Genomic DNA, 16,614 nt, shown 5'->3' on the forward strand with positions numbered 1-16,614 from the left:
ACTTAAATATCAATTGAATATGTCACTGACATAAACTATTGTGAAAAATAAGCATTCGGCAATGGCGTTCCGGAACGCGCAACGACAGAATAACGGAGGAAAACCGCGAATGACGAGCATCAAACGTGTGCATGTCGTCTTCAAAACGCATTTGGACATCGGCTTCACCCATCTGGCCGGGCACGTCACGAAACAATACATGGAGGAATATATCCCGAAGGCGATCGCCTTGGCAGACAGGATGGAGAAGGAGGGCGGCCCGGAGCGCTTCGTGTGGACGACCGGCTCGTGGCTCATTCGCCATTACCTGGACCGGGCTTCCGAAGAGGGCAAGACGGCGATGGAACGGGCCATCGCCAGAGGCCATATCGCGTGGCACGGCCTTCCGTTCACGACGCATACGGAGCTGCTGGACGCGCCGCTGTTCCGCTACGCTTTATCGATCGGACGCGAGCTGGACGCCCGGTTCGGCAAGACCACGATCGCGGCCAAGATGACCGACGTTCCGGGACATACGCTGGCCATGGTTCCTTACCTGAACGAAGCCGGCATTCGATATTTGCATCTCGGCGTCAATCCGGCTTCGAAGCGTCCGGATGTGCCGCCGCTGTTCCGCTGGCAGGCGGACGACGGGTCGGAGATCATCGTGAATTATGCGGGCAGCTACGGCGAGGAGGTGCGTCTCGAGGGGCTGGAAGACGTTCTCGTCTTCGCGCATACGGGCGACAACTGCGGGCCGCCGGAGGCGGAGGAGATTCGCCGGCAATTCGAGGAATACCGTCTCCGGTACCCGGGCGCGGAAGTGCTCGCTTCGACGCTGGACGCGTTCGCGGCGAGGCTGGCGGAGCACCGCGGCAAGCTTCCCGTTCTGCGGGAGGAGATCGGAGACACCTGGATTCACGGCACCGGTACGGACCCGCTCAAGCTGGCGAAGCTTCGGGCGCTTCAGCGACTGCGCGGCGAATGGTTGGCGCAGGGCCGAATCGAAGAGGGCGGAGCGGAGGACAAGGGAATCTGCGAAGCGATGCTGCTCGTGGCGGAGCACACCTGGGGACTCGACGTCAAGAAATGGCTTCCGGACTTCCGCAACTATGCGAAGGCGGATTTTCAGGCGGCGCGGGCCAAGGACGAAATGGATATCGACGATATTCCGGCGAAGTTCGGTTACATCGGCGCGTTCGCGATGGATGAGTTCGACAAGCAGTCGCAAGGGAAGTTCGAGGCCGAGCGCGGCCGCCGCTTCTATTCGACGATCGAGCGGTCGTGGGCGGAGCAGCGGGAATATCTTGATCAAGCGCTGAAGGTCCTGCCGCCGGAGCTGCGGGAAGAAGCGCTTCGGGCGTTCGCGGAGCTGACGCCGGTTCCCGCGGCTGACAAATGGGAGAGCGGCACGCCGCTGCGTATCCGGGAAAGCTGCCGGAGCGGTCCGTACGAGCTTGTTTTCGCGGAAAACGGGGGTCTCGTCGGGCTGACGGACGGCAACGGCAAGCAATGGATCGAAGAATCCGATCCGTTCGGCGTGTATGCGTACGAGACGTTCGGCACGGAGGATTACGAGCGGTATTTCCGCACCTACATGCAGAACCTGCCCGTCACGCATCCGTGGGCGGACGCGGACTTCGGGAAGCCGGGATTTGAATTCGTGCGGCCGAGGCCGAGCCATCAGGTCTTCCTGCCGATGCTGGACGATCTGAGAGTCTTCCGCGGCGAAGCCTCCGACCGGTACAGACTCCGGCTGCGGATGCCGGCGGAAGCCCGCGAGCCATTCGGCGCGCCGAAGGAACTGGAGCTCGAATATGAGGTCGGGCTGAGATCGGGCGAGATCGGAATTGCCTTGCAGTGGTTCGGCAAGGAAGCGAATCGCCTGCCCGAAGCGAGCTGGTTCCGCTGCGGCCTTCGGACGGACAATCCGAACCTGTGGACGATGGAGAAGCTGGGCATGCCTTTGTCTCCTCTGCGCGTCGCGAAGGGCGGCAACCGGAATCTTCACGCTCTCGGCGGCGGCGTTCGCTACGAGGGAGCCGACGGCTGCGCGGAGATCGTAACGCTGGACGCGGCGCTGGCCGCGCCGGGCTGCGGAAGACTGCTGCAGTTCGACGGCACATTCGCCTCGCTGGCTTCGGGATGGCACTTTAATTTGCACAACAACATTTGGGGAACGAACTTCCCGATGTGGTACGGAGAGGACGCGAGGTTTCGCTTCCGGCTTCGTTTGGCGTCGAATCGGAGATAGGCTTTCTTCAGAACCGTTCGGAATTTCTCGGACGGTTTTTCTCGTCGTTTTTTCGGAATATCGCAGCGGTAAAATTTCGAAATCTTGCGATTCTATCGTCAAAATGCGGACGCGGGCGGATCGGAAGGGTATACTCGAAGCAGGAGGCGAGGAGATGAAGGAGCGGGAATTCAACGGAGCCGAACCGGATACGGTGCCGGATGACGAGCAATGGCGGGCCATCGTCTCGAACGACGAGTCTTGCAACGGGAAGTTTTTTTACGCGGTAAAAACGACGGGCATCTTCTGCCGGCCTTCGTGCAAATCCAAGGAGCCCCGGAGGGAAAATGTCGTTCTGTTCGACCGGACCGAACAAGCGCTGGCGGGAGGATTTCGCCCTTGCAAGCGGTGCAAGCCGACCGGGGAGACGCTGCCGGACGCGGAGTGGGTGACGCAGATGACGTCCTATATCGACCGCCATTATGCGGAACCGATCACGCTGCAGAGTCTGGCCGACCAGTTCCACGGCAGTCCGTACCATCTCCAGCGCATTTTCAAAAAGGTTCAGGGGGCGACGCCGGTTGCGTACGTTCAGCGAACGCGCGCCGCGCGTGCCGCCGAGCTGCTGAGCCGGACGGACCGGCCGATCGCGCAGATCGGAGCGGAGGTCGGCATCTCCAGCGCGCCTTATTTCATTACGCTGTTCAAAAGCGTTCACGGCTGTACGCCCGCGGCCTACCGGCGGCGCTTCGACCGGCCGCATAACGAGGAGGAGATCAACCATGCCAGCGCAAGAAGCGACGATCTATTGGGATAAGCTCGTTTATGACGCTTGGGAGCTTCATTTGGCCGCGACGGACAAGGGGCTTGTCTTTATCGGTTCGCAAGGCGCGCCGCTTGCGGAAGCGGAGGCTTGGGCGAACCGCCGGATGCCCGGGTCCGTTCTGGTTCGGGACGCCGAACGGCTGGCGCCGTATGCGCGCGAGCTAACCGAATATTTCCGGGGAGAGCGCGACAGCTTCGAACTTCCGTCCGACCTGCGGGGTACGCCGTTCCAGCAGGCGGTCTGGAGCGCATTGCGGGAAATTCCGTACGGAAGGACGACTTCGTACTCGGACATCGCCGGCGCGATCGGCAAGCCGGCGGCCGTCCGGGCGGTCGGGAGCGCGATCGGCGCCAATCCGGTGCTCGTCCATGTGCCGTGCCATCGGGTCGTCGGCAAGAACGGCGCGCTGACCGGTTTCCGCGGCGGATTGGCGATGAAGGAGCGGCTTCTGGAGCTGGAGCGGGAGGAAACGTCCGGCTGAGTGCCGGATCTCCGGCCTTAATACAGATGCCGCCACAGATAGAAGGTGGCGTAAGCTTCCCAACCCGCCCAGCCGGCAGCCATCGCGAGCAGCTCGGCCCGCGTCGGCTTGCGGTCCATGCCCGCCGCATGGCGGATCGCCTGATGCAGGCCGACGTCGTCGATCGGGAACGCTTCGGTCATCCGCAGGCAGCGCATCAGTACGTAGTTGGCGGTCCAGGGACCGATGCCGCGGATGCCGACGAGCGCTTTCTCCGCCGCCCGAAGGTTCCCGAGCGCGAGCAGATTCGCTTTGGTCAGCGAGCCTCCGGCGATCAGGCGGGCGACGCCGACGAGGTATTCGTTCTTGCGGGCGGTCATCCGCAGCTCGTCCAGCTCTTCCGGCTCCAGGCGGGCGATCCGCTCGGCCGACGGAAAAAGATAATACGTCTCGCCTTCGCATTCGATGCGGGGGCCGAACGTCTCGACCAGGCGCCGCTTGAGCGTGTAGGCGAACGCAAGATTGATCTGCTGCCCGATGATCCCCCAGCTCATCGCCTCGAACAAATCGGGAATGCCCATGCAGCGGAGCCCGTTGAACAATTCCGCAGCCGGACCGAGCAGCGGGTCGGACGCCGCCAATCGGTAGAACGGAGCGAGGTCGGTATCCAGATCGAACCAGTCCCGGACATAGCGGATCACGGCATCCCGGCCCGCCTGGCCGGACGGTTCCGTATCGCCGAGAAAGCGGATTGTCATCGTGCTTGCGCTGTCGGAACGGATCTCGACGACCGGCGTTTCCCCGCTATCGATCGGAATCGCTTTATACAAGCGATCGCCGTCGATCCGGTAGAGGCACTCGTTCGGAGACCGCGCCAAGTAAACCAGATTTTGCCCGAAATCGAACGGTTCGGGAACGCTCAGCGTGATTTCCCGCCCGTTATCCTTTACAATCGCGTTATCGCTCATTCGATGATCCTCCCGTTTTCCCCCATAATGTCTTCTCTAGTTGTAACACAATCCCGGGCGTTCGCGAACTTCGCGATCTTGCTCTCTTATTATCGAACGGACCACAAGCGCCTTCTCCGAAGGCGGCCCCAAGGAGGAAATGCCGATGTCCCTGTCCGAATTCGCCCCCTTCCTTGACCGACAGGATGAGACCGGGCTGCAGCGGGAACTGGACGAGAGCGGGTTCGCCCGCCTGCCCGGTCTCCTGAACGAGGCTCAGTGCGCCGAACTCGTCGCCCTTTATGAGGACGAATCGCGCTTTCGCCGAACGATCGACATGAACCGGTACCGCTTCGGAAGCGGGGAGTACAAATACTTCGCCGCGCCGCTGCCGGCGCTCGTTCAGCAGCTTCGGGAACGGCTTTATCCGGCGCTCGCGCGGGCGGCCAACCGCTGGGAAGAGCGGCTGGGGCAGGAACCGGCATATCCGGAGGAGCTGTCCGCCTTCCTGGAGCAGTGCCATCGCCACGGCCAGACCCGCCCGACGCCTCTGCTGCTCAAGTACGAAGAAGGGGATTACAACTGCTTGCATCAGGATTTGTACGGCGAGGTGTTTTTTCCGTTCCAGGCCGTCATTGCCCTGAGCCGCCGGGATCTCGACTACGCGGGAGGCGAGTTCCTGCTCGTGGAGCAGCGGCCGCGGGCGCAGAGCCGGGGACACGCCCTCGTTCTGGAGCAAGGAGACGGCCTCGTCTTCCCGACGAACAACCGGCCGGTGGCCGGAGCGCGGGGATACTACCGGACCAAGCTCCGGCACGGGGTCAGCACGGTGCTGTCGGGAAGACGGCATACGCTCGGGGTGATTTTCCATGACGCGCGTTGAGCTGTTCGAGAAGACGCCCAAATCGCTGCTGAACAAGGGCACGGGCTTTCTGACCGACTATACCCACACGCTCAATCCGTATGCGGGCTGCGCGTTCGGCTGCTCTTACTGCTATGTGAGGCGAATGCCCGTGGCAACGTTTCGTCAAAAGGAATGGGGAACGTGGGTGGACCTCAAGCGGGGCGCGGCGGAGCTGCTGCGGCGGGAACTGCGGGCAGCCAGAGCGAAGGGGCGGGTGACAATCTTCATGTCTTCCAGCACGGACCCGTATCAGCCCGCCGAGCATAAGGAACGCATTACGCGATCGCTGCTCGAGGTCATGGCGGAGGAACCGCCCGACTTCCTGCTCGTGCAGACGCGAAGCCCGCTGGTCACGCGCGACATCGATCTTCTCTTGCGGCTTGGGGAGCGGGCGAGAGTCAGCCTGACGGTGGAGACGGACCGCGAGGACGTCCGCAAGCGGTTCGCGCCGGCCGCGCCGCCGATCGCCGCGAGGCTGAACGCGCTGGAGCGGCTTCGCGAAGCCGGGGTGCCGACGCAAGCCGCCGTTGCGCCGTTGCTGCCCAGCAGCGAAGACTTTCCGCGCAAGCTGCTGCCGCTGGCCGATCGCGTCGTCCTCGACGACTATTACCTCGGCGACGGAAGCGGCGGACGAAGGAGCCGCAGCCTCGGAGTGGAGCGGCTCTACGAGGAAGACGAGCGGGCGCAGTGGTATGACCCTTCCGCGATCCGGGCGATTCGCGAGCGGTTCGCGGCAGTCTTCCCCGAGGACCGTCTGTTCGTGAGCCAGGCGGGGTTCGCTCCGGGACCTTAGCGGGTCCATTCGCGCAAGGTTCGGTTTTCTTTATCGTATTCCGGGTCAGGATCGTTTGTCCGGATTCGGAGCGGCCGTCGAACGGCGGACGATCATACCGGTCGGCAGCTTGATCTGACGGGATTCGCCCGGTCCGGCTTCGATCTGGCTCACGATCAGCCTCCCGGCCTCGCGTCCGAGCTCGCGCTCCTGCTGAGCGACGACGGTGGGCGGCACGACCGCGAATTCGGGATCGACCGCATCGTCGAAGACGACGACGGACAGGTCTTCCGGCACCCGGATGCCGAGACGGCGCGCGGTCAGAATGACCTGCGCGCTGTGGTTGCAGGACAGCAGGGCGGTCATGCGCGGATGGGCGAGCAGGAACTGTTCGACAAGGCTGTCGACCTGCTCGGCGCTGTCGTCGAACGTCAGGCGGGTCATCTCCAGGCTGCGGTCGATCAGGATCCGGCGATCCTGCAGCGCTCTCTCATAGCCGGCGATCCGCTCCTCGATCGAGGATGTGCCTTCCGCCTTGGTCGAGACGAACCCGATATGCCGGTGTCCGAGCTCGTACAGATGTTGAACCGCTTCGATGGCGCCGGAGTAATTGTCGGAGCTGACCGAATTCGTCTCGATTCCTTTGAGCAGCCGATCCAGCAGCACCAACGGAAATTTGTCCAGAGTCAGGGAAAGAATCTCGCTGTTGTAATTTTCCCCTTCGACCGGGTAGATGATCAGCCCTTGAACCCCGCTTTGCCGCATCTCGCGGATCTTCCGAATTTCTTCCTCCTGAGAGTCGTTCGTCTTGGCGAAAAACAAAGAGTATCCGTTCTCGGACAACGCGTCCTCGATCCCGCTGAGCAGATGGGCGGTGAACCGGTTGTCGAGCCTAGGCATGAGGAATCCGACCGTTCGTCTGGGCGCGGTTGTCGCCGCGGCTTCTTCGACGCTCGCCAGCCAGTCCTCTTGGCTGTGTTCGGCGACGAACGTTCCTTTGCCCTGCTGCCGGACCACGATGCCCCGATCGACAAGCTCGCCGAGGGCGTTCTTGACGGTGATCCGGCTGACGCCGAATTGCTCCGCCAGCTCATTCTCGGACGGGATGCGGCTGAGCGGTTTCCATTGCCGGTTTTTGATTTGGTCGACGATGTAAGTTTCGATTTTCTTGTATAACGGTTTGTACTTCTTGGCCATCGGGACGTTCTCCAATTCGTCTTATGTTGATTCAACTATATTATAACAATCCAACATATACAAGTGCGTATTCCTCTTGTTTCCTCTCCGACTTGTATGAAAATGATCGCGATATTTCCTTGTGTTATAAAGCATTCCTCGTTAACTTGTATCAAAAAATAAACGTTTACATCAAGATGAATGTTGTTTATATTGTCAATACAAGAAGCCGATCCCGGATCTGCTTCTCAAAAAAAATGAAAAGGTGGTTGTGCATGAAAAGGAAGTCAGGTTGGATGCCCTTAGCGGCGGTGACGATGTTCGCTCTTCTTGTAAGCGGTTGCGGCGGCAATGGCAACAATGCCGGCAACAGCGCTTCTCCAAGCGGCAGCCCGAGCGGAAGTTCCGGCGGGAGCACCGCCAGCAGCACCGCCAGCGCTTCTGCCGCCCCCGGCAGCGCCGTCGACGGCAAGGGCAAGACGCTAACGCTCTGGACGTGGAAGGTGGCGTATACGCCGGGCTTCGAAGCCGCCGCCAAGCTATATCAGGAGAAGACCGGGGCGAAAGTGGAGATTCAGACGTTCACGCCCGACGATACGTACCGGCAGAAGTTCCAGGCGGCCGCCAACTCCGGCAACCTGCCGGACGTCGTCAACTGGTGGGCGACCGCCGGCGATTCCATCGAAGGCTCGATCGTCGATTTGAGCACCGTTTTCGGCGACGATGTGCTGGGCAGCTATTACAAAACCGCCATGGATCCGATCCGCGTCACGCAGCAGCAAGTCGATTCTTGGGCTTCGGACAAGAACGCGACGGAGCTGCAGAAATCGCTCAAAGCCGGCCAGTTCTACGGATTGCCGCTCGACATCGGCGGGTTCTTCACCTTCTACGGCAACAAGCAGCTGATGGAGAAAGCCGGCGTCTCCACCGACGCGCCGAAAACATGGGAAGACTTCATCGCCGAGATGAAGACGATCAAGGAGAAGACCGGTACTCCGGGGCTGGTGCTCGGCGGGCAGGTCGTCGACCTGTGGGAGAACTGGGCCGGGTCGGCGCTCTCGATCATGCTGAACGGCCCGGAAGGGTATAACGCCTTGATGGAACGCAAAGCGAAGATGAGCGACCCGGCCAACCTGCCGATCGTCAAGGCGGCCGAAGCGCTGTCCGACAACGATCTGCTCATGCCAGGCGTGCTGTCCACCAGCATCGACGGCGCCGACCAAGCGTTCGCGGCCGGCAAAGCGGCGTTCGACCTCGGAGGCTCCTTCACGATGTCCTCGCTGCTGGCGATGGGCATGAACCCCGACGACATCGTCTCGTTCCCGGTGCCGCCGATCTCCGGCTCGAAGATTACGCAGTGGACGACCGATCCTTTTACGCTCACCATGCTGTCCGTCAACAAGGATTCCAAGAACAAAGATCTCGCGCTCGACTTCATCAAGTTCGTCACGACGGATCCCGACGCCGCGGTCGCATTTGCCAACGGGGCTTACACGATCCCGGCGCTCAATCTGGAAGGCAAATCGGCGGATCTGCAGCCGACGCTGAAGTCCATCTCCGATTCGTTCGCGACCGAGCCCGGCCCCTATTCGCAATCGCAGGCCGACATCAATACTTACCGCGGCAAGAATAAGGAATGGGAAGTGTACGCCCAAGCCATTCAATCGATGTGGGAGAAGAAGATGGACGCGGCAGCCGTCGCGAAGAAGTTCGACGATACGATGGCCAGCCTCGAGGCGAGCGGCAACTAAGTTCAATTCGCGCGGCCGGCCGAAAGGCGAAGACCTTCGGCCGGCCGTGATCCGGAAGGTGAAGCGACAGTGGCAACATCCAAAAACAAATGGGTTCCGTACCTGTTCCTGATCCCCGGCATCCTGTTGTTCCTGGGCGTTGGATTGTATTCCGTCGGATTCTCGATCGTGCTCAGCTTCTACAATTGGTCCGGCATCGACTTCTCGACGGCCCGGTTCGAAGGGCTGCGCAACTTCCGCCGTTTCCTGCTCGGCGACGATCCGATCGTCACCCAGAACTTCTATCACGCGGTGCTTCATAACGCCGAGATCGCGGTCGTTCAGATCGTCGTCGTCGTGCCGGTGGCGCTGGTGCTGGCGTTCGTCCTGCAGAACACGAAGCTGGCCTCGCTGTACCGGACGGTTTATTTTCTGCCGATGATCGTATCGGGCGTGGCGATGTTCTATGTGTGGAAAGGCTTGTTCGAACCGAGCGGCGCCTACAACTCCCTGTTCCACTGGCTCGGGCTCAACTTTTTGACCGTGCCGAACGGGATGCTGGGAAGCTCCTCGACCTCGCTGATCGGGATCATCCTCACGTTCATCTGGGGCGGATTGCCGGGAACGCTCATCCTCTATTACGCAGGCTTGACCTCGATCGACAGTTCCTTGTACGAAGCCGCAAGCGTGGACGGGGCGACGAAAGCGCAGCAGATTTGGAAGATCACTTGGCCCCTGGTGAAGCCGATCACCTTGATCGCGGTCGTCCAGATGCTCAACGGCTCGTTCCAGGCGTTCGAGAACGTGTACATCATGACCGGAGGCGGTCCGGCCGGCAGCTCGGAAGTCATCGGCACGCTCGTCTACCGCACGGCTTTCCTGAACAACGATTACGGCTTGGCCAGCGCCATCGGCTGGGTATCCTTCGCGATCACGGGAGCGCTCGCCATCTTCAGCTTCCGTTCGTTCAAGATCGATATTTAAGGAGGCTCCCATGATCAAGCCCGTTAAGCACGTCATTCTTGCCGTATATGCCGTCATATGCCTGTATCCGTTCCTGTGGATGATCGGGACCGCTCTCAAAACTTCGCAGGATGCGCTGGCCAACCCGCAATCCCCCCTGCCCAAGGGTGGATCGCTCCATTGGTCCGTGTTCGGCGACGTGTGGAACAAGCTGAATTTTTACCGCTTCTTCCTCAACAGCGCCGCGGTCAGCCTCTTCGTTATTTTCGGCGTTATCCTGATCTATACCTTGATGGCGTTCTCGTTCGCGAAGTTCCGTTTCCGGGGCAAAAAGGCGATCTACTACACGTTCATCGCGCTGCTGCTCGTGCCGGGCGTGACGACGCTGATTCCGCTCTACATCAACATGACGAACCTGGGGCTCGACAACACGTACGTCGGGATCATTCTGCCGATGATCAACGGCGCCGCTCCGTTCTCGATCTTCCTGTTTACGAGCTATTTTCGCACCATTCCGCACGAGCTTTACGAGAGCGCCGTTCTGGACGGCTGCGGCAACTTCAAAATTTATTACCGCATCTTCCTGCCGCTGGCGCTTCCCGCGCTCGGCACGATCGCCATCCTGAACCTGATCGGCAGTTGGAACAACGTGCTGTGGCCGATGATCATCGTGAACGACCAGCACATGTTTACTCTGCCGATGGGGCTGATGTACCTCGATTCCTCTTCCTTCAAGAAGTGGAACGAACTGATGGCGGGGGCGCTCATCACGATCGTTCCGATCCTGGCGACGTTCCCTTTTATGCAGAAAACTTACGTCAAAGGCATGACCGTCGGTTCCGTCAAAATGTAACGGCCGGGCTCGCGCCCGTAAATTATGATGATCATGGGATAGGAATGGAGATCAGATGACAACAAAGACCGCGCACGTCATTGCGCACTCCCACTGGGACAGAGAATGGTACACATCGTTTGAAAGGCATCGTCTGAAGCTGGTTCGGCTGATGGAAGACCTCATCGAGACGTTCGAGCGCGATCCCGAGTTTGCGAGCTTTCATCTGGACGGACAATATATCGTGCTGGAAGATTATTTGGCGGTGATGCCGCATCGCGAGGAGCGGATCCGCCGGCTGGTCGGGGAGGGCAAGCTGGTCGTCGGTCCCTGGTATATCCTCCAGGACGAATTCCTGGTCAGCAGCGAGGCGAACGCGCGCAACCTGCTCATCGGCATCAATGCGTCGAAGCGAATGGGCGGCTATGCCCCCATCGGCTACTTTCCCGATTCGTTCGGGAACATCGGGCAAGCTCCGCAGCTCATCCGGCAGGCCGGGATCGACGTCGCCGTCTATGGCCGCGGGGTCAAGCCGGTCGGCTTCAACAACGAGATTCAGGAAGGCAACGCGCATACGTCGAAATTTTCCGAGATGTATTGGACTTCGCCGGACGGAAGCAAGGTTCTGGCCGTGCTGTTCGCCAACTGGTACAACAACGGCGCGGAGATTCCTGCCGATCCGGAGCAGGCGCAAGCGTATTGGCGGGAGAAGCTGGCCGCCGCGGAGCGGTTCGCTTCGACCCCGGAGCTGCTGTTCATGAACGGGTGCGACCATCAGCCGCTGCAGAAAGACTTGTCGCAGGCGCTTCGGACCGCCGGGAAGCTGATGCCGGACGTTCGGTTCCGCCATTCCAGCTTCCCGGAATATATCGAAGCGCTGCGCAAGCACGGACCGGATCGGCTCGACGAGGTAAAGGGCGAGCTGCGAAGCCAGTGGACGGACGGCTGGATGACGCTCGTTAACACGGCTTCGGCGCGCGTCTATCTGAAGCAGGCGAACGTCGCGGCCCAGACGCTGCTCGAGAAAGCGGCCGAGCCGCTGGCGTCGATGGCATTCGCGGCAGGTTCATCTTATCCGCGCCATGAGCTGCTTCACGCTTGGAAGACGCTGCTGCAGAACCATCCGCACGATAGCATCTGCGGCTGCAGCGTCGACGAAGTGCACCGCGAGATGATGACCCGGTTCGCCAAGTCGCAGGAAACGGCTCAGGCGATCGCCGAACAGAGCGCGGAAGCGCTCGCCTCTCGCGTCGACACCTCCGGCTTCGGCGCCGGAGCGCGCCCGTTCGTCGTGTTCAACACGAGCGGTCATCCGCGAAGCGGCGTCGTGAAGGCGGTGGTCGACGTCGAGCGGCTGTATTTCGCGCCGGGCAAGGAGCCGCACGAGCTGTACCGGGAACTCGCCGCTTCCGCGAAGCCCGAGACGTTCGCCGTCGTCGACAGCGAAGGCCGTTCCGTCCTCGCTTCGGTTCGTCCGCTTCCGATCGGCTTCGGCTACGATCTGCCCGACGACAAGTTCCGGCAGCCTTACTGGGCTCGCCAAGTCGAAGTCGAGCTGTACGCGGAACGCGTTCCCGGGCTCGGCTATCGATCCTATGCGCTCGTCTCCGACCGACAGGGCGAAGGAGCCGGCGGCAAGGGCGGGGACGGCTTTGGGGAAGAGAACGGGAATCCGTTGTCTCCGGAGGATCGGGTGCTGGAGAACGAACTTGTGCGGGTCGAGATTTCCGAGGACGGCACGTTCTCGCTGCTCGACAAGAAGAGCGGCAGGCGCTTGGACGGGCTCGGCGTCTACGAGGACACCGGCGATATCGGCAACGAGTATATGTACAAGCAGCCGGATGGGGAAGAGCCGATCACGACCCGCGGGCTTCCGGCGGACGTTGCATTGGTCGACTGTTCGCCGCTGCAAGCCGTCTATCGGATCGAGCACGGCCTCAAGCTTCCGCTCGGAGCGGACGAGACGCTTGAGGAAGAGGTTCGTTCGATGGTGCCGTTCCGTTACCGCAAGGCGCAGCGGGTGAAGGAGACGGCGGAGGTGAAGGTGGTTACGGAGCTTACGCTGGAGAAAGGCGCCCGTTCGATCGGCATCGCCGTCACGATCGACAATACGGTGAAGGATCATCGCATCCGGATGTTGTTCCCGACCGGCCTGGCGGCGGAGACGGTCACGGCCGATTCGATCTACGAACTGGCGAAGCGCCCGATCCGGCCGGAGGCGGAATGGCGGAATCCGAGCCGCACGCAGCACCAGAACGCATTCGTCAGCATTGACGACGGCGCCTTCGGCCTGACGGTAGCGAACGTCGGCTTGAACGAGTACGAAGCGCTCGAGCCGGACGGGACGCTTGCCGTGACGCTGCTGCGCGGCGTGCGCGAGCTCGGCGACTGGGGCGTGTTCCCGACGCCGGAAGCGCAGTGCCTGGGCAAGATGACGCTGCGGCTCAAGCTGATCGCGCACGACGGCGACGTGGCGGAGTCCGGCGCTTATGTCGAAGCGTACCAATTCCCGGTCCCGTGGACGGTTCGCCAGACGGGCGTTCATCCCGGCAGCCTGCCGGCCGATCACGAGATCGTCCGCTGGCAGGGGGAACGGCTGGCGTTCAGCGCCTTGAAGGTCGGCGAGGAGAACGACGATCTGTTCCTGCGCCTGTTCAACGTCTCGACTGCCGCCGCTTCGCTGGAAGTGCAGCCAAGCTTCGGGGCGGCGGAAGCCTACGAGAGCACCATTATCGAGACGCCGGGCCCCGTTTTGCCGCTCGGGGGGAACGGCACGTACCGCCTTCCGGTGGGGCCGGCGAAGATCGTCACGGTCGGCATCAAACGGTCCTGAAGCGCCCGTTAACGGAAATCGATCCCGACCCGCTCCGCCTTCGGAAGCTTGGCCCGCACGAGCTGGTACGAGTCCCGAAGCATCTGCTCGATGACGTCGTTCGGCACGCTTCCGTTCAGAATGACGGTGTTCCAGTGCTTCTTGTTCATGTGGTACCCGGGAAGCACGGAGCCGGGATACGTCTCCCGCAGCAGCCAGGCTTCCTCCGGCGGCGTCTTCAGGTTCACGCTTTCCTTCCCGTCCGACCGGCCCAGCAGCGCGAACAATCGGCTGCCGACGAACAGTACCGGCATCGCCGGGTCGAACGGGTATTTCAGGCTTGTCCCGGGCAGGCCCAGACCGAGCTCGATCAATTGCTTATGGTTCATCCGACGACTCCTCGCTTTCATCGCCTTGTCCGGCGTTGCATGGGTTCATCATAGCAGAAGCCGGGCGCGGGACAAACAATTTTTTGCCAGCGACGCATTGACATCCCCATTGGAGCGCAGTATAATGACCAACAACCAAATAACCAAATGTAGTGATTAGAAATAGTAGGAACAAAGGGACCTTTCAGAGAGCCGTTGGGTGGTGCGAAACGGCAGCGTCGCTCGTTCCGAACTCGTCTATGAACAGCTGCCCGACAAGGTAGGGTAAGACGGAATTCCACCGTTACAGGGATAGATGGTGATGGCCATCGAAATGAGCTCATTCCCTATGGAATGAATTAGAGTGGTACCGCGGGTTCAACCTCGTCTCTATTGCAGAGACGGGGTTTTTTTGTTGGCTGAAGTCCGGGTTCGGCCAACCCCGCTTCACATACATGGCAATTCCAATCCACCATTCCGGGAGGAGAACGACCATGGCGGACAGCCGCAAAATCATCGTGCTCGACACGACGCTGCGCGACGGCGAACAAGTGCCGGGCGCCAAGTTGAACGTTCATCAGAAGTTGGAGGTCGCTCAGCAGCTGAAGCGGCTTAACGTAGATATCATCGAAGCGGGCTTCTCGGCTTCGTCGGCGGGAGATTTCCAGGCGGTCCGGCAGATCGCCCGCACGGTAGGCGACAGCGTGACGATTACGGCGCTTGCCCGCGCGGTGAAAAGCGACATCGAGGCGGTGTACGAGAGCATCAAGGACGCGCAGGATCCGCTCATCCATATCGTGCTGGGAACGTCCAACATCCATGTGGAGAAAAAGTTCAGCCGTTCCAAGGAAGCCGTGCTGCAGATGGGAGTCGACGCCGTCCGTTACGCCAAAACGCTGCTGCCGAACGTCCAATATTCCACCGAGGACGCCTCGCGCTCCGACTTCGAATATTTGTGGCAGACGGTCGAAGCGGTCGTCAAGGCCGGAGCGACGATGATCAACATTCCCGACACGGTCGGCTTCGCCGTGCCCGAGGAGTTCGGCGAGCTCATCCGGCGCATCAACGACCGCCTCAAAAACCTGAACGACCAGGTCGTCCTCAGCGTTCACTGCCACAACGATCTCGGCCTGGCGACCGCCAACACGCTCGCCGCCGTCCGTAACGGAGCCGACAAGGTCGAGTGCACGATCAACGGCTTGGGCGAGCGGGCCGGCAACGCCTCGCTGGAGGAAGTCGTCATGGCGCTTAAAGTACGGGAGGCGCATTTCGGCTGCCATACCGGCATCAACACGAAGGAGCTGCACAAGACTTCCCGCCTGGTCAGCCTGCTGACCGGCCTGGACGTGCAGGTGAACAAGGCGATCACGGGCGAGAACGCCTTCGCCCATTCGTCGGGCATTCACCAGGACGGCTTGCTCAAGGATAAGCAAGTGTACGAGATCATGTCGCCGGAAGATGTGGGCGCGGAGAGCATGGAGCTGATCCTGACCGCCCGCTCGGGCCGCCATGCCTTCAAGAACGCCGTGGAGAAGATGGGCTTCGAGGCGGGGGACGCCGAAGACTTCGAGCGGCTGTTCCAGAAGTTCCTCGCGCTGGCCGACGCGAAAAAGGAAGTGTACGACCACGACGTGTTCTATCTGGCGACGAGCCACCGGACGAACGAGCGGGCCGGCACGGAGCTGTTCGAGCTGGACTCGTTCCAGGTGGTCAGCAGCGACGAGCACCCGACCGCTTCGGTTCGCCTGAAAAAAGGCTCCGAGATCGTGAAGGGAAGCTCGATCGGAGACGGTCCGATCGATGCGCTGTACGGCGCCATCAAGGCGCTGGCGGGCTTGGATGTCGAGCTCAAGGACTACAAGATCAACAGCCTGTCGCGGGGCAAGGAAGCGGTCGGCCGGGTGAACATCCGTCTCGAATGCCAAGGCAAGCCATATTCCGGCCGGGCGATGGATACCGATATCATCAAGGCCAGCGCGCTCGCTTTCCTGAACGGCATCAACGCGGCGCTGCTGGATACGGCGAACGGTTAACCGAGCCGCGGATGGCAGGGAGGAAAGGAGAAGGATCATGAACGGATCGTCCGCATTGAAAGAAAGTGCGCAGCGCGTGCAAAGTTTGCTCAAGGAATGGGGCTACCCGAATCAGGTCGCGGAGCTGCCGGACAGCGCGAGAACGGCCCAGGAGGCCGCAGATGCGATCGGCTGCGAAGTCGCCCAGATCGCGAAATCGATTATCTTCCGTCTCCGCCACTCGGGAGAGCCGCTGTTGGTCGTCGCCAGCGGCGTCAACCGCATCGACGAGAAAGCCGTCTCCGCTTTGGTGGGCGACAAGCTGGCGAAAGCGGACGCGGACTTTGTGCGGGAACGGACCGGCTTCGTCATCGGAGGAGTGCCGCCCATCGGGCACGCTTCGCCGATCCGAACGGTCCTCGACGAGGACCTGTTCCGGTATGGAACCGTCTGGGCGGCGGCCGGGCATCCCAAAGCGGTGTTCGAGCTGACGCCCGCCCAGCTTGCGGAGATGACTCAGGGACAGGTGGCGCCCGTCAAGGCCTAGCCGCCGTCTTCCGGCGCGCATAGCGCATCGGAGCCCGGGACAATCTATCCTTT

Annotated in this window: 14 protein-coding genes and 1 other annotated feature; of the genes, 11 read left to right on the forward strand and 3 right to left on the reverse strand. The window is 61.3% G+C overall.

Annotated features, from left to right (window positions below; translation table 11 throughout):
• Nucleotides 1-109: 109 nt before the first annotated feature.
• From H7C18_RS32605 to H7C18_RS32615, 3 genes are all read left to right on the forward strand, one after another.
• Nucleotides 110-2,233, forward strand: coding sequence for a DUF5054 domain-containing protein (locus H7C18_RS32605; RefSeq protein WP_185133316.1), 2,124 nt, complete (start codon nucleotides 110-112; stop codon nucleotides 2,231-2,233).
• A 154-nt stretch (nucleotides 2,234-2,387) separates the two neighbouring features.
• Nucleotides 2,388-3,029: a bifunctional transcriptional activator/DNA repair enzyme AdaA gene (locus tag H7C18_RS32610; RefSeq protein ID WP_185133317.1), complete on the forward strand. Its 642-nt coding sequence runs from the start codon at nucleotides 2,388-2,390 to the stop codon at nucleotides 3,027-3,029.
• Nucleotides 2,995-3,519, forward strand: a complete 525-nt coding sequence (locus H7C18_RS32615) for a methylated-DNA--[protein]-cysteine S-methyltransferase (RefSeq protein WP_185133318.1) — start codon at nucleotides 2,995-2,997, stop codon at nucleotides 3,517-3,519. Before H7C18_RS32610 ends, H7C18_RS32615 begins: the two co-directional genes overlap by 35 nt.
• Before the next feature lie 17 nt (nucleotides 3,520-3,536).
• Here the strand turns inward: H7C18_RS32615 and H7C18_RS32620 are convergent, their stop codons facing one another.
• A complete protein-coding gene (locus tag H7C18_RS32620) occupies nucleotides 3,537-4,466 on the reverse strand; it encodes a DNA-3-methyladenine glycosylase 2 (RefSeq protein ID WP_185133319.1) in 930 nt (309 codons plus the stop codon).
• 139 nt (nucleotides 4,467-4,605) lie between these two features.
• Between H7C18_RS32620 and H7C18_RS32625 the strand changes: the two genes are divergently transcribed.
• Entirely contained in the window at nucleotides 4,606-5,328 is a 723-nt protein-coding gene (locus H7C18_RS32625; RefSeq protein ID WP_185133320.1) for a 2OG-Fe(II) oxygenase, read from the forward strand.
• Complete coding sequence (locus tag H7C18_RS32630; protein WP_185133321.1) at nucleotides 5,315-6,142, forward strand: SPL family radical SAM protein; 828 nt, start codon at nucleotides 5,315-5,317, stop codon at nucleotides 6,140-6,142. The genes H7C18_RS32625 and H7C18_RS32630 overlap by 14 nt, the downstream gene beginning before the upstream one ends.
• Before the next feature lie 45 nt (nucleotides 6,143-6,187).
• Here H7C18_RS32630 and H7C18_RS32635 read toward each other — a convergent pair whose 3' ends face one another.
• Nucleotides 6,188-7,318 carry a GntR family transcriptional regulator gene (locus H7C18_RS32635; protein WP_185133322.1) on the reverse strand — a complete coding sequence of 377 codons (1,131 nt, stop codon included), beginning with the start codon at nucleotides 7,316-7,318 and terminating at the stop codon, nucleotides 6,188-6,190.
• A gap of 275 nt (nucleotides 7,319-7,593) precedes the next feature.
• On the opposite strand from H7C18_RS32635, the gene H7C18_RS32640 reads away from it, so the two are divergent.
• The 4 genes from H7C18_RS32640 (at nucleotide 7,594) to H7C18_RS32655 (ending at nucleotide 13,655) form a co-directional block, all read left to right on the forward strand.
• Complete coding sequence (locus tag H7C18_RS32640; protein WP_185133323.1) at nucleotides 7,594-9,048, forward strand: ABC transporter substrate-binding protein; 1,455 nt, start codon at nucleotides 7,594-7,596, stop codon at nucleotides 9,046-9,048.
• A 69-nt stretch (nucleotides 9,049-9,117) separates the two neighbouring features.
• Entirely contained in the window at nucleotides 9,118-10,011 is an 894-nt protein-coding gene (locus H7C18_RS32645) for an ABC transporter permease subunit (RefSeq protein WP_185133324.1), read from the forward strand.
• A 10-nt stretch (nucleotides 10,012-10,021) separates the two neighbouring features.
• Complete coding sequence (locus H7C18_RS32650) at nucleotides 10,022-10,843, forward strand: carbohydrate ABC transporter permease (protein WP_185133325.1); 822 nt, start codon at nucleotides 10,022-10,024, stop codon at nucleotides 10,841-10,843.
• A gap of 55 nt (nucleotides 10,844-10,898) precedes the next feature.
• A complete protein-coding gene (locus tag H7C18_RS32655; protein ID WP_185133326.1) occupies nucleotides 10,899-13,655 on the forward strand; it encodes an alpha-mannosidase in 2,757 nt (918 codons plus the stop codon).
• 8 nt (nucleotides 13,656-13,663) lie between these two features.
• On the opposite strand, the gene H7C18_RS32660 is transcribed toward H7C18_RS32655, so the two are convergent.
• Nucleotides 13,664-14,023: an MmcQ/YjbR family DNA-binding protein gene (locus H7C18_RS32660; RefSeq protein ID WP_185133327.1), complete on the reverse strand. Its 360-nt coding sequence runs from the start codon at nucleotides 14,021-14,023 to the stop codon at nucleotides 13,664-13,666.
• A gap of 143 nt (nucleotides 14,024-14,166) precedes the next feature.
• Nucleotides 14,167-14,397: a binding site (T-box leader), on the forward strand.
• 99 nt (nucleotides 14,398-14,496) lie between these two features.
• Between H7C18_RS32660 and H7C18_RS32665 the strand changes: the two genes are divergently transcribed.
• Nucleotides 14,497-16,035: a 2-isopropylmalate synthase gene (locus H7C18_RS32665; protein ID WP_185133328.1), complete on the forward strand. Its 1,539-nt coding sequence runs from the start codon at nucleotides 14,497-14,499 to the stop codon at nucleotides 16,033-16,035.
• Nucleotides 16,036-16,072: 37 nt separating this feature from the next.
• Nucleotides 16,073-16,561: a YbaK/EbsC family protein gene (locus tag H7C18_RS32670; protein ID WP_185133329.1), complete on the forward strand. Its 489-nt coding sequence runs from the start codon at nucleotides 16,073-16,075 to the stop codon at nucleotides 16,559-16,561.
• Nucleotides 16,562-16,614: the final 53 nt, after the last annotated feature.

It is taken from the genome of Cohnella zeiphila (genome assembly GCF_014212055.1).
Lineage (GTDB): Bacteria > Bacillota > Bacilli > Paenibacillales > Paenibacillaceae > Cohnella > Cohnella zeiphila.

Bases quoted from the DNA above. Each gene is read 5' to 3' on its own strand.
- H7C18_RS32605 (WP_185133316.1), top strand. From the start codon at position 110: ATGACGAGCATCAAACGTGTGCATGTCGTCTTCAAAACGCATTTGGAC.
- H7C18_RS32610 (WP_185133317.1), top strand. From the start codon at position 2,388: ATGAAGGAGCGGGAATTCAACGGAGCCGAACCGGATACGGTGCCGGAT.
- H7C18_RS32615 (WP_185133318.1), top strand. From the start codon at position 2,995: ATGCCAGCGCAAGAAGCGACGATCTATTGGGATAAGCTCGTTTATGAC.
- H7C18_RS32620 (WP_185133319.1), bottom strand. From the start codon at position 4,466: ATGAGCGATAACGCGATTGTAAAGGATAACGGGCGGGAAATCACGCTG.
- H7C18_RS32625 (WP_185133320.1), top strand. From the start codon at position 4,606: ATGCCGATGTCCCTGTCCGAATTCGCCCCCTTCCTTGACCGACAGGAT.
- H7C18_RS32630 (WP_185133321.1), top strand. From the start codon at position 5,315: ATGACGCGCGTTGAGCTGTTCGAGAAGACGCCCAAATCGCTGCTGAAC.
- H7C18_RS32635 (WP_185133322.1), bottom strand. From the start codon at position 7,318: ATGGCCAAGAAGTACAAACCGTTATACAAGAAAATCGAAACTTACATC.
- H7C18_RS32640 (WP_185133323.1), top strand. From the start codon at position 7,594: ATGCCCTTAGCGGCGGTGACGATGTTCGCTCTTCTTGTAAGCGGTTGC.
- H7C18_RS32650 (WP_185133325.1), top strand. From the start codon at position 10,022: ATGATCAAGCCCGTTAAGCACGTCATTCTTGCCGTATATGCCGTCATA.
- H7C18_RS32655 (WP_185133326.1), top strand. From the start codon at position 10,899: ATGACAACAAAGACCGCGCACGTCATTGCGCACTCCCACTGGGACAGA.
- H7C18_RS32660 (WP_185133327.1), bottom strand. From the start codon at position 14,023: ATGAACCATAAGCAATTGATCGAGCTCGGTCTGGGCCTGCCCGGGACA.
- H7C18_RS32665 (WP_185133328.1), top strand. From the start codon at position 14,497: ATGGCGGACAGCCGCAAAATCATCGTGCTCGACACGACGCTGCGCGAC.
- H7C18_RS32670 (WP_185133329.1), top strand. From the start codon at position 16,073: ATGAACGGATCGTCCGCATTGAAAGAAAGTGCGCAGCGCGTGCAAAGT.